At 56.2% G+C, this 11,851-nt stretch carries 10 protein-coding genes and 1 tRNA gene; 5 read left to right on the forward strand and 6 right to left on the reverse strand.

From position 1 onward, the window contains the following. Positions 1-4: 4 nt before the first annotated feature. Together ACR0EN_RS02945 and ACR0EN_RS02950 are read right to left on the reverse strand one after the other, a co-directional pair. On the reverse strand, positions 5-250 hold the full coding sequence (locus tag ACR0EN_RS02945; protein ID WP_170509731.1) for a CREC-EF hand family protein: 246 nt from the start codon (positions 248-250) through the stop codon (positions 5-7). A gap of 543 nt (positions 251-793) precedes the next feature. Further along, the gene (locus tag ACR0EN_RS02950) at positions 794-4,411 is read right to left on the reverse strand and encodes a vitamin B12-dependent ribonucleotide reductase (protein WP_480585127.1); all 3,618 of its coding nucleotides are present in this window, start codon (positions 4,409-4,411) and stop codon (positions 794-796) included. Positions 4,412-4,955: 544 nt separating this feature from the next. Here ACR0EN_RS02950 and ACR0EN_RS02955 point away from each other — a divergent pair. Continuing rightward, on the forward strand, positions 4,956-5,390 hold the full coding sequence (locus ACR0EN_RS02955) for a hypothetical protein (protein WP_170392985.1): 435 nt from the start codon (positions 4,956-4,958) through the stop codon (positions 5,388-5,390). 8 nt (positions 5,391-5,398) lie between these two features. On the opposite strand, the gene ACR0EN_RS02960 is transcribed toward ACR0EN_RS02955, so the two are convergent. From ACR0EN_RS02960 to pdxH, 4 genes are all read right to left on the reverse strand, one after another. After that, positions 5,399-5,475 (reverse strand) — tRNA-Pro (locus ACR0EN_RS02960). A 43-nt stretch (positions 5,476-5,518) separates the two neighbouring features. Further along, positions 5,519-5,986, reverse strand: coding sequence for a DUF192 domain-containing protein (locus ACR0EN_RS02965; protein WP_170610825.1), 468 nt, complete (start codon positions 5,984-5,986; stop codon positions 5,519-5,521). A gap of 7 nt (positions 5,987-5,993) precedes the next feature. Further along, positions 5,994-6,521 carry a cold-shock protein gene (locus tag ACR0EN_RS02970; protein WP_170392983.1) on the reverse strand — a complete coding sequence of 176 codons (528 nt, stop codon included), beginning with the start codon at positions 6,519-6,521 and terminating at the stop codon, positions 5,994-5,996. A 117-nt stretch (positions 6,522-6,638) separates the two neighbouring features. Continuing rightward, a complete protein-coding gene (gene pdxH, locus ACR0EN_RS02975; protein WP_170405948.1) occupies positions 6,639-7,244 on the reverse strand; it encodes a pyridoxamine 5'-phosphate oxidase in 606 nt (201 codons plus the stop codon). Between the two features lie 134 nt (positions 7,245-7,378). On the opposite strand from pdxH, the gene fabI reads away from it, so the two are divergent. The 4 genes from fabI to ACR0EN_RS02995 all read left to right on the forward strand — a co-directional run bounded on the left by fabI (position 7,379) and on the right by ACR0EN_RS02995 (position 11,839). Further along, the gene (gene fabI, locus ACR0EN_RS02980; protein ID WP_170405951.1) at positions 7,379-8,185 is read left to right on the forward strand and encodes an enoyl-ACP reductase FabI; all 807 of its coding nucleotides are present in this window, start codon (positions 7,379-7,381) and stop codon (positions 8,183-8,185) included. A gap of 6 nt (positions 8,186-8,191) precedes the next feature. Further along, entirely contained in the window at positions 8,192-8,701 is a 510-nt protein-coding gene (gene gpt, locus ACR0EN_RS02985) for a xanthine phosphoribosyltransferase (RefSeq protein ID WP_170392980.1), read from the forward strand. Positions 8,702-8,740: 39 nt separating this feature from the next. Continuing rightward, a complete protein-coding gene (locus tag ACR0EN_RS02990; RefSeq protein WP_170817802.1) occupies positions 8,741-9,916 on the forward strand; it encodes an aminotransferase in 1,176 nt (391 codons plus the stop codon). 81 nt (positions 9,917-9,997) lie between these two features. Beyond that, positions 9,998-11,839, forward strand: a complete 1,842-nt coding sequence (locus tag ACR0EN_RS02995) for a SurA N-terminal domain-containing protein (RefSeq protein WP_170817803.1) — start codon at positions 9,998-10,000, stop codon at positions 11,837-11,839. Positions 11,840-11,851: the final 12 nt, after the last annotated feature.

Below are 11,851 nucleotides of genomic sequence, written 5' to 3' on the forward strand. Positions count from 1 at the left end.
TTGATCAGCCGTTGGACGGCGGCAGCAGGCCCGCTTGTTCAGCAATGGTGATCTCATCCTGATCCAGTGCACCGTCGCCGTTTGCGTCCATCTGCGCAAAGCCTTCGGCATCAACGTCAGGCACGACGGCCTGAACTTCATCGATCGTCAGCACGCCGTCGCCGTTGGTATCGGCGGCGCTTTGGCCAACGGCCAATGTCGGCAGGCCAAGTGCGAAGGTTGAGATAAGGGCCATTATTTGCGGTTTCATGTTATGCCTCCTGATTGCGTTTTCTTGAGTGTTTGCGTCCGGACAAGCGCCAAAAAAAGGCCATCCTGAAGGCGTGTCACCCGCTCAGATTGATATGGCCGCTTTCAAGCCAATCTCTGCGTGTTTGACTGAGTCGCATTTGCGGAGGCTTGCCGGGCGAAATGGCCAGGACAGGTTTCGGCAACTCTTGCCCGATCCAAACAGGATGATCCGGCAATGCCCTGCTCAAATCCACGACTCGGGGTTGAAAAAAGAAAGGGGGCCGAAGCCCCCTGTCAGTTTCGCCTTCCAGGCTCATTTCGTTGACCGCCCGGTGTTTTTTTGCCTGCGGCCTGGACTGCGCATGGGACGAGCGCACCCGTCCCGTGAGAGAGTGGGAGGGAGCAAATATTCCGCCCCACCCTGTTCCCGGCCGACACGGGCATGTCGGCCGAGTGAAACAAGGCATCGATGGTAAGTCTCAGCGCCTTGCTTCGTATTCGTCGGGGCCGGTTACTGTGGCAGCATCCGACCCCTGCACCCCGGGTTGCCGGGGCGCTAAACTCAGCTACACCCGCTTGTCGCGCCGCAGGTGTTGCATTTCATGCAGGTGCCGTTGCGCACCAGCGTGTAGTTTCCGCATTCGCCGCATGGATCGCCCTCGTACCCTTGCATCTTGGCTTTGGTACGGGCGTCCATTCCGGTCGCAACCGCCGTCTCAGCGGGTGCTTCGAATGTCGCTGCGGTTTCCGCCATACCCGTCACGTCAGCCTGTCCGCCATTGAAGACCATCAGGTCTTGCGGCAGTCGTTTGCGCAGATACCCTGTCGAGCTGATTTGTTTCAGCACTTCCAGAGATTTGGTTGCCGCGCTTTCACTGATTTCCGATACGTTGGACAGACCATCCTCTTCGCCGCGACCCAGATCGTCGAACGTCGCACCTTCGGGTTTCACATGCGCCAGATCGGTGCGATCCAGATAGGACACGGCCAGTTCACGGAAGATGTAATCAAGGATCGACGTCGCGTTCTTGATCGAGTCGTTGCCCTGCACCATCCCGGCCGGTTCGAACTTGGTGAAGGTGAAAGCATCGACGAACTCCTCCAGCGGCACGCCGTATTGCAGGCCAACTGACACAGCGATGGCAAAGTTGTTCATCATCGCCCGGAAGCCAGCGCCTTCCTTATGCATGTCGATGAAGATCTCGCCCAGCTTGCCGTCTTCGAACTCACCGGTCCGCAGATAAACCTTGTGGCCGCCAACGATCGCCTTTTGGGTATAGCCCTTGCGGCGATGCGGCAGTTTCTCGCGGTGGCTGCGGATCATTTCCTTGACCACAACCTTCTCGATCACCTTCTCGGCCAGAACGACGGCTTTTTCTTGCGTCGAACCGCTTTCTAGTACTTCGGCTGCCTCATCGTCATCTTCGACCAGCGCCGCCGCCAGAGGCTGCGACAGTTTCGAGCCGTCGCGGTACAGCGCGTTCGCCTTCACACCCAGCGACCAGCTGAGTTCGTATGCCTTCTGGCAGTCTTCGATGGTCGCGTCATTGGGCATGTTGATCGTCTTTGAGATCGCGCCCGAGATAAAGCTTTGCGCTGCAGCCATCATGGTAATGTGGCTATCAACCCCAAGGAAACGCTTGCCTTTCTTGCCGCACGGGTTGGCGCAGTCGAAGATCGAATAGTGCTCTTCCTTCAGATGCGGCGCACCTTCCAGCGTCATGGTTCCGCAAACATGGTCGTTTGCCGCGTCGATATCCGCCTTGGTAAAGCCCAGATGGCGCAGCAGATCGAAGGTCGGGTCATTCAGCTTGGTCGCCGGGATGCCCAGAACACCGGTGCAGAAGTCCTCGCCCAGCGTCCACTGGTTGAAGACGAACCGGATGTCGAACGCGCTTTCCAGTGCGGCATCTACTTTTGCCAACTCGTTCGGGCCAAAACCATGACCGGTCAGCGAGGTGTGGTTGATCCCCGGCGCGTTGCCGATGGTGCCATGACCAACCGCATAACCCACGATCTCTTCAATCTGAGCCGAGGAATAGCCCAGCTTTTCCAGCGCCGAAGGCACCGAGCGGTTGATGATCTTGAAGTAACCACCGCCGGCCAGCTTCTTGAACTTGACCAGAGCAAAGTCCGGTTCGATCCCGGTCGTATCGCAATCCATCACCAGACCGATGGTGCCGGTTGGTGCGATAACTGTGGCCTGCGCGTTGCGATAACCGTTCTTTTCGCCGAGGCTCAGCGCTTCATCCCAAGCTGACATGGCCAGATCGATCAAACGTTTATCCGGGCAATTATCGTGATCCAGAGGCACCGGCTTAACAGCCAGTTTTTCATAACCATCGGTCACCCCTTGCGACGCACGACGGTGGTTGCGGATGACGCGCAGCATGTGGTCTGCATTGCGCTCATATCCTTTGAACGGGCCAAGCTCGCCTGCAATCTCTGCCGAGGTCGCATAAGCCACACCGGTCATGATCGCGGTCAGCGCGCCACAGATCGAACGCCCCTCATCCGAGTCGTAGCTGTAACCCATGTTCATCAACAGGCCGCCGATGTTGGCGTATCCCAGACCCAAGGTGCGGAAGTCGTAAGAGAGTTTCGCAATTTCCTTAGACGGGAACTGCGCCATGGTCACCGAGATTTCCAGCGTCAGCGTCCAAAGCCGCGAGGCGTGCATATAGTCCGCCGCCTGGAACTCACCGTCCTTGAAAAAGGTCAGCAAGTTCATCGACGCCAGGTTACAGGCAGTGTCATCGAGGAACATGTATTCCGAACACGGGTTCGAACCGCGGATTTCACCGTCTTCGGGGCAAGTGTGCCATTCGTTGACAGTATCATGGAACTGGATGCCAGGATCGGCACAGGCCCATGCGGCGTGGCCGACCTTTTCCCACAAATCACGTGCTTTGACTGTACGAGCAACCTTGCCGTCGGTGCGGTTGATCAGTTCCCAATCCGCGTCTTTTTCAACTGCGGTCAGGAACGCATTGGTCACCCGGATCGAGTTGTTCGAGTTTTGGCCCGAGACCGAGCTATAAGCCTCTGAATCCCAGTCCGTATCGTAGGTCGGGAATTCAATGCTGTCGTGGCCCTGCTTGGCGTAGTCCAGAACGCGCTTGATGTAAGTTTCTGGGATCGCGACCTTTTTCGCTTCGCGAACCGCATTTTTCAGGGCGTCGTTTGCGTTTGGATCATAGGCATCATCGGCAGAGCCGTCCCAAGACCGGATGGCCTCGAAAATACCGTTCAGCATCTTCTCGTGCATCTTCGATCCGGCAACGATCGAGGCCACCTTCTGCTCTTCGATCACTTTCCATTCGATGAATTGCTCGATGTCCGGGTGATCTGCATCGACGATTACCATCTTTGCTGCTCGACGGGTTGTACCGCCTGATTTGATCGCGCCAGCGGCGCGGTCGCCGATCTTGAGAAATCCCATGAGGCCCGAAGACTTGCCGCCACCCGAAAGCGCTTCACCCTCTGCACGCAGATGGCTGAAGTTGGTTCCGGTGCCCGAGCCATACTTAAACAGGCGCGCCTCACGCACCCACAAGTCCATGATGCCGCCTTCGTTGACCAGATCATCGTCGACCGACTGGATGAAGCACGCATGCGGTTGCGGATGCTCATAAGCGGATTTCGATTTGGTTAGCTTGCCGGTTTTGTAGTCAACATAGTGGTGCCCCTGCGCCGGGCCATCGATCCCATATGCCCAGTGCAGACCGGTGTTGAACCACTGTGGCGAGTTCGGAGCTGCGCGCTGGGTCGCCAGCATATAGCGCATCTCGTCAAAATAGGCGCTCGCGTCCTCTTCAGTCGAGAAATAGCCGCCCTTCCAGCCCCAATAAGCCCACGCGCCGGCCAGACGATCAAAAACCTGTTTCGATGAGGTTTCGCCATCAAATTCAGCATCTTCCGCAGGAACCGATCGCCACAGGAATTCGGGAACATCCTTTTCCTTAACCTTCTTCAGCTTGGAAGGAACACCGGCCTTGCGGAAGTACTTCTGTGCGATGACATCGCTAGCCACCTGGCTCCATTTTGCAGGCACTTCGATCTCGTCCAGACGGAACACGATTGTGCCATCCGGATTGCGAATCTCGGATGTTGCGAACACAAAATCCAGATCGGCATATGCATCCTGTCCCGGTTTGGTGAATTTTCTTTCAATCTTCATGTCCGCTGCCCCAGCTTCGATCTGTCCAAATTTCAAGTCCCGGCACTAAATCTTGATGCTGCGGGGTGCCGCCCGCACTACCGACGAATTTGAGACGCAAGGGACCGGACGCTGCCTAGAACAGCGCAGAACCGCGAATACGGTCTACGTCATAGTGGTTTGCTTTCCGTCCCTCGCCCGATGCCTTTTCCGGTCATTGCCTACCAGATTTAGTGGCTCGTCTTTCGGCCCATACAATCTGACGTATATTCCCATAGTTGGTCAACGGGCTTTTTCGGTCATTTTTGGAATCTTTTAGCTTGACCTGTTTTGCTGAACCGGCGGAATTTCGCCGCATCGCGATTCCTCCACAGACATGTCCCGCACGACCAGCCCATTCCGCCTTGATGTGTCAGAGTGATTTCTCGTGTTTTCCGCCACAGTTAGAGGTCATTGATCAACCGATCCCGCGTTAAGGACATGTTCAGAGAATCATCGTCACGACATCGCAGCGCGTGCCATACTTGAAATCACACGACATTTCTGGATGGGAAATCTACTCTACATGCGTTTGATTTCATTGTTAACTATTGTGGCGCTAATCGTGTCCTGCACATCACAGGAAGCACCACCTGCATCTCGCAGCGCGCAATTCGACGGTTATCCGCAGAACCTTTTCAATTCCTTCAGGACCGACTGCGCGGGGCCGGGCGACAAGTATATCAAGACCACCGCAAGCATCTTTGAATGCCGCGAGACCTTGCCGCCCGAGGCAACGGCCTATTTGATTCTCAGCTTCAACGGCTATCCGCAGAACTTGCCGCAGATCGTAACGCGGCTGAGCTCGACCAAGAATCAGGCCGGGTATCGCGTGGACGCAGAGTTGTACTTTCTGGTTCCGCAGAAAGATGGTTCAACTCTTAGAATACCTATTGAAAGCAAAGATTTGGACAGGGATTTTTCCAAGCTCTACACCGATTATGGCGGAACGCCAGTGTAGAAGAAAAATGGTCGGGGCGGCAGGATTCGAACCTACGACCCCCTGTACCCAAAACAGGTGCGCTACCAGACTGCGCCACGCCCCGGACCGTGCGCCTTCCTAAACGTGCCGATCTGATTTGAAAAGCCCTAACAGGGCCAAATTGCAGGACCTTGCGAAAAAACTTCGTGGCGCATCTGCGATCCAGGCCGAATGGCGTAACGCTCGGCTAGGCCAGCGTTGATTTCCAGGACTGCATAAACCGAATCGCCGCCTTCGATTGGGCTCAGATCCCCCGGAATTGCACCTTCGTGCACACGCGTCACAGTGCCCGAGCGATCAACAAAGATCATATCAAGCGGAATCAGGGTATTCTTCATCCAGAACGCAACAGGTTGAGGGGGATCAAAAACAAACAACATACCAGATCTGTTGGGCATGCTTTCGCGAAACATCAATCCGCGCGATCGCTCTTTCGGTGTGATGGCCAGTTCAACGTCGAAGCGAACCTCTGCCAGATCATTTCGAAGCTCGACACGATCCGGACGGCATTCAGCCCGCGCGATCCCGCCAATCAAAAAACTCAGGAGCGCCAGTACGAAAGCCGTTCTCATCATTCAGAACCTAGTCGTTCAGGGCCGCTTCCCAGGCCAGAACCTGCGCGGCCATTCTTCCGCGCTTGCCATCAATGACCCGCATGGCCAGCGCTTCGCCCGGTTGCAGATCTGCCAACCCAGAACGACGTAGCACCTCGATATGCAGGAATACATCTTCACTGCTGCCGAAAACATTGGCAAAGCCAAACCCTTTGCCCTTGTCGAACCATTTGACGCGCGCAGCCTCAAGCGGAGCGCTGCCGATCACGGTTGGATCAAGCTCGGCAAAATCGGCCAGCATCATGGTTTCCGCGCGAACAGGCGGGTCAACACTGATCACTTCGACCGCTTGAACACCGCGATCAGTTTTGTGGGTCATGATCTCGATGCCGGCGCCATCCGCGACCGAGCTTTGCCCGAAGTTTCGCAGCACGTTGACGTGCAACAGAATGTCCGGGCCGCCTTCGTCAGACACAACAAATCCGTATCCCTTGGCGGGATCGAACCATTTTACGTGTCCACGGACGCGGTACATGCTGTTCAGATCTTCTGGCACTGTTTTCCCATTACGATAGGCAAGTCGTTAAGGGTTTCTTGTTTATGTTTTGGCTCGCAAATTCAAGCTGAAAAAAGCTATTGTCTGCAAACAGTTGCATTTCACGCAACGCGAACGTCATGGATTTAACCTCAGCACTTGCCAGTCGGAATCGACATTTTGTCGCTTCCACTGAAACCTGTCATGCAACCTGAAGGCACCATCGGCCCAGAACTCGACTTCGACAGGTGTTACACGGTATCCCCCCCAAAATTCAGGGCGAGGCGGGTTGGTACCCAACTTTGCGGTCACTTTAGCCACTTCGGCCATCAGGGATGCACGACTTTCCAGCGGTTGCGACTGGTGTGACGCCCAAGCACCCAAGCGGCTTTTGAGCGAGCGCGAGGCGTAGTATGCGTCCGCCTGCGGCCCATCTTCCTTGGTGATTGTACCACGAACACGGATTTGTCGCCGCAAAGATTTCCAATGCATCACAAAAGCCGCTTTGTGGGCGCTGTCCAACTCCTGAGCCTTGGCGCTGTGATAGTTCGTATAGAAAACAAACGCGTCCTTCTCGATTTCCTTCAGCAGAACCATACGGGCGTTCGGCAAACCTTCCGGGTCCACGGTTGCCAAAGCAATCGCATTAGGATCATTCGGTTCGGTCTTTTCTGCCTCGGCCAGCCACCGATCCGCGATTTCAAACGGATCAGCCCCGGCGAAGATGCCATTATGCTCGTTCATTTCCATCCCCAGGAAACAATTAACATGACCCTAAGGCGAGAACCCGCTGCGGGCAAGAGCGCATGGCCTTGAAGCAGGACAATCAATGGCATAAACCAACCGAACACAATGCGACGACAGGCGGAGAACCGAAGATGTCAAATCAGTTGATGGCCGGAAAACGCGGCCTCATCATGGGACTGGCCAATGACAAATCAATCGCATGGGGTATCGCCCGCGCCTTGTCCGACGCCGGGGCCGAGCTGGCCTTTTCCTATCAGGGGGACGCCCTGAAAAAACGCGTCGATCCATTGGCGGCGCAGTTGGGCAGCGAGATCGTTTTGCCCTGTGACGTCAGCGACGAAGAATCAATTAATGAACTCTTCAGCGCGCTGGAAAAGAAATGGGGTAAATTGGATTTCGTCGTCCACGCCATTGGCTTTTCTGACAAGAACGAATTGCGCGGGCGTTACGTCGACACGTCGCGCGCGAACTTTAACCTGACGATGGATGTTTCGGTCTACTCTTTCACCGCCGTTATGCAGCGCGCGGAGAAAATGATGAACGAAGGCGGCAGTGCGATCACCCTCACTTATTACGGCGCTGAACAGGTCATGCCACACTACAATGTAATGGGTGTTGCAAAAGCCGCCCTTGAGGCATCCGTAAAGTATCTGGCCGAGGATTTGGGCAAAGACGGCATTCGTGTGAATTCGATCTCGGCAGGCCCGATCAAAACGCTCGCGGCCAGCGGCATCGGCGATTTCCGTTACATCATGAAGTGGAACGAGTATAACTCGCCCCTGCGCCGGAATGTGACCATCGATGATGTTGGTAAATCGGCCCTGTATCTGCTGTCTGATCTCAGCAGTGGAGTGACAGGTGAGAATCTGCACGTGGATTCAGGCTATCACATCGTCGGAATGAAGGCCGTCGACGCGCCGGACGTTGAAAAAGGATAACAGACCATGAGCGCCAAGGACCGCCTGCCACACGAAAAAGGCTTCCACATCAGCTGGGATCAAATTCATCGCGACTCGCGCGCTCTTGCGTGGCGTCTGGATGGGCAAGGACCAGATGATGGCGCTTGGCGTGCGGTCGTGGCAATTACACGTGGCGGCATGGCCCCCGCGATGATCGTCAGCCGCGAACTGGATATCCGTACGGTCGATACTGTCAGCGTGAAATCCTATCATCATCAGGCGCAGGGCGAAGCAGAAATTCTCAAAGCGCCCAATGCTGATCTGATGGGTGATGGCACCGGTATTCTGATCATCGACGATCTGGTCGATAGCGGCAAAACGCTGGAACTCGTACGCGAGATGTTCCCCAAAGCGCATTTCGCGACCGTATACGCCAAGCCCAAGGGCCGTCCGATGGTAGACACCTTCATTACCGAGGTCAGTCAGGACACATGGATTTTCTTCCCATGGGACATGGCGCTGCAATATGTCGAACCCTATCGGGGCACCGATTAATCAAGCGTTTTTCATAAGCGCTGAAATCACGGACTCACCATGACAATGACCCGCACTGCCGCCACCTTTGCCCCTCCGGTGATGGAGGCACGCCGTTGGCTGGACGGGGTCGAGTTCGCGGTTGACCGTCCGTTGATCAATGTCAGTCAGGCGGCTCCGGTCGATCCGCCCCCGTTAGCGCTGCGGCAAGCAATGGCCGAATTCGCGGTCGAGCAGGACAGCGCACATCTTTACGGCCCGGTTCTGGGCAACGATGACCTGCGGTCCGAACTCGCGGCTCAGATCAGCGCACATTATGCGGCTGAGGTATCGGCGAATCAGATCGCAATCGCCTCGGGTTGCAATCAGGCCTTTTCAGCCGTGATTTCGGCAATTACCGATCAGGGGGATGAGGTGATCCTTCCGACCCCTTGGTATTTCAATCACAAGATGTGGCTGGATATGGCCGGGGTAAAAGCCGTTGATTTGCCCACAGACGATGATTTGCTTCCCGATCCGGAACGGGCCCGCGCCCTTATCACCGAAAAGACACGGGCGATTTCGTTGGTGACGCCGAACAATCCCGGTGGTGTCGAATACCCTTCGGACTTGGTGCGCCGCTTCTATGATCTTGCGCGGGAAACGGGGCTTCGTCTGTTGGTTGACGAAACCTATCGCGATTTCGACAGCCGATCAGGCGCGCCTCATGACCTGTTCCAGCAATCGGGTTGGGACGATACGTTTGTCCATCTCTACTCGTTCTCAAAAGCCTATCGCCTGACCGGTCACCGTGTTGGCGCGATTTCAACCAGCCCCGCCCTTTTGGCGGAGATCGAGAAATTTCTGGACACGGTCGCAATCTGCCCCGGCCAGATCGGCCAGTTTGCCGCGCTTTGGGGCATGCGGAACTTGACCCAATGGGTTGCGGGTGAACGAGATGAAATTCTCGACCGAAGAGCGGCCATCGCGGAAGGAATGCCACGCCTTGAAGACAAAGGCTGGCGTCTTTTGGGACTTGGCGCTTACTTTGCCTACCTCGAACATCCCTTTGGCATCGCTTCCGACGAATTGGCCCGACGGCTGGTACCCGAGGCAGGTATACTGCTTTTGCCGGGTACCATGTTCATGCCAGAGGGCAATTCCGCGGGAAAGCGGCAGGTTCGCGTAGCATTTGCCAACCTTGACCGCGCCGGTATCGCGCAATTGTTCGACCGATTGCAGGGCTTGTCCTTCTAAGCTTGCCCCCCGGCTGCACGCATCGTATTCAGGGCCGCAACCGACTGGGCAGACATTTGCCGACAAAACCAAGAGGGCACCATGGCCGCAGGCATGAAAAACCTATCCAAAACCTTTGTCTGGATTCTCATGGGTCTTTTGATGCTGGGCCTTGCGGGCTTTGGCGCCACCAGCCTGACCGGAACCGTGCGTACGGTTGCGCAGGTCGGTGATGAAAGCGTTTCGGTCGACGCGTATTTTCGTGAGCTTCAGCGCGAGATCCGGGCCGTCGAAGCGCAAACCGGACAGGCAATGCAGATTTCGCAGGCACATGATCTTGGCCTTGATCAACTTGCCCTTTCGCGCCTGATCGCGCTGGCCGCAATCGATAACGAGGTCGGACAGCTTGGCATTTCGATCGGTGACGAGAACCTGCAGGACGAGATTGTACAGATACCGGCGTTCCAAGGTGTAAACGGTACATTCGACCGCGAAGCCTATCGCTTTCAGCTGGAACAGGTCGGAATGACCGATTCCGAATTCGAATCGGATCTGCGCAAAGAATCTTCACGCACCATCGTGCAAGGTGCGGTCATGAGCGGTGTTGAAATGCCCCGTACTCTGACCGAGGCTTTGTCGAACTATGTGCTGGCCCGCCGCAGCTTTACCGTGGCGACCCTGTCAGCCGACCTTCTCGAAACGCCCGTGGCCCAACCCACAGACGCGCAGATTCAGACATATTACGATGAGAATATCGATCAGTTCACCCTGCCCCGCACCAAGCAACTGACCTACGCCATTCTGTCGCCCGACATGCTGCTCGATACGATCGAAGTGGACGAAGATTCTCTGCGCCGTCTATACGACCAACGCGCTGACGAATTTTTCCAACCCGAGCGCCGCTTGGTCGAGCGTCTGCCCTATCCCAGCGAAGAATCCGCAACCGAGGCGCTGGCACAACTTGAAGTTGGCGGGGCCGATTTCGAACAGTTAGTCCGCGAACGTCAGCTTGAGCTGAGCGATGTTGATCTGGGCGATGTCACCCGTGAAGATCTGGGCGATGCAGCCGACGCCGTGTTTGCCGCCGAGATCGACGATGTGGTCGGCCCGCTTCCCACGGTGTTCGGCCCTGCCCTGTTCCGGATCAATGGATCGCTGGCCGAGAACAATGTCAGTTTCGAAGACGCCGAACCCGAACTTCGTGCAGAACTCGCCGCCGACCGAGCGCGCCGTCAGATCGAAGCACAGGCCGAAGACATCAACGACCTGCTTGCAGGCGGCGCAACACTGGAAGAACTGGCCGGTGAGACCGAGATGGAACTGGGTCAGATCGACTGGACCCAGCAAAGCGACGATGGCGTTGCCGCGTATGACGGCTTCCGCTCAGTCGCTGAGGCTGTGCAAGAAGGTGATTTCCCAGAGGTCGCGTTCCTTGAAGATGGTTCGATCTTTGCGCTGCGCTTGAATGAAGTGCTAGAGCCGCGCCCGGAACCTCTGGAAAGCGCCCGTGACCGTGTCGCCGCGGCATGGCTGCAGGTTGAGACTGCGAAAGCGCTGCAAAATCAGGCGAACTCGGTTCTGACCCAACTGGCTACCGATGGCGATTTCACTGCAACGGGCCTGCCCTTCCGCGTCGAAAATGCGCTGACACGTACCGCATTCCTCGAGGATGTTCCCGTGGACTTCATGACTCAGGTGTTTGAAATGGACCCTGGCGAGCTGCGTGTCATTCCCGGAAACGGTAACGCCCTGATCGTGCGTCTGGATGAAGAGCTACCTCCGGCGGAAACCGATGAGCAACGCCAGATGCAGGATGCACTGGCTGCGCAATTGAGCCAGGCGCTGGCGCAGAATATCTTTGACATCTATGTGCGCAATGCCCAGACACGCGCACGCCCTGTGCTGGATCAGCAAGCGCTGAACGCGGTACGGGCCAGTTACTAAAAGAGACAGAAC

The sequence above is a fragment of the Ruegeria sp. AB7 genome, assembly GCF_056542625.1.

Bases quoted from the DNA above. Each gene is read 5' to 3' on its own strand.
- ACR0EN_RS02955 (WP_170392985.1), top strand. From the start codon at position 4,956: ATGCGTTTGATTTCATTGTTAACTATTGTGGCGCTAATCGTGTCCTGC.
- ACR0EN_RS02990 (WP_170817802.1), top strand. From the start codon at position 8,741: ATGACAATGACCCGCACTGCCGCCACCTTTGCCCCTCCGGTGATGGAG.
- gpt (WP_170392980.1), top strand. From the start codon at position 8,192: ATGAGCGCCAAGGACCGCCTGCCACACGAAAAAGGCTTCCACATCAGC.
- ACR0EN_RS02950 (WP_480585127.1), bottom strand. From the start codon at position 4,411: ATGAAGATTGAAAGAAAATTCACCAAACCGGGACAGGATGCATATGCC.
- ACR0EN_RS02965 (WP_170610825.1), bottom strand. From the start codon at position 5,986: ATGATGAGAACGGCTTTCGTACTGGCGCTCCTGAGTTTTTTGATTGGC.
- ACR0EN_RS02995 (WP_170817803.1), top strand. From the start codon at position 9,998: ATGGCCGCAGGCATGAAAAACCTATCCAAAACCTTTGTCTGGATTCTC.
- fabI (WP_170405951.1), top strand. From the start codon at position 7,379: ATGTCAAATCAGTTGATGGCCGGAAAACGCGGCCTCATCATGGGACTG.
- pdxH (WP_170405948.1), bottom strand. From the start codon at position 7,244: ATGAACGAGCATAATGGCATCTTCGCCGGGGCTGATCCGTTTGAAATC.
- ACR0EN_RS02945 (WP_170509731.1), bottom strand. From the start codon at position 250: ATGAAACCGCAAATAATGGCCCTTATCTCAACCTTCGCACTTGGCCTG.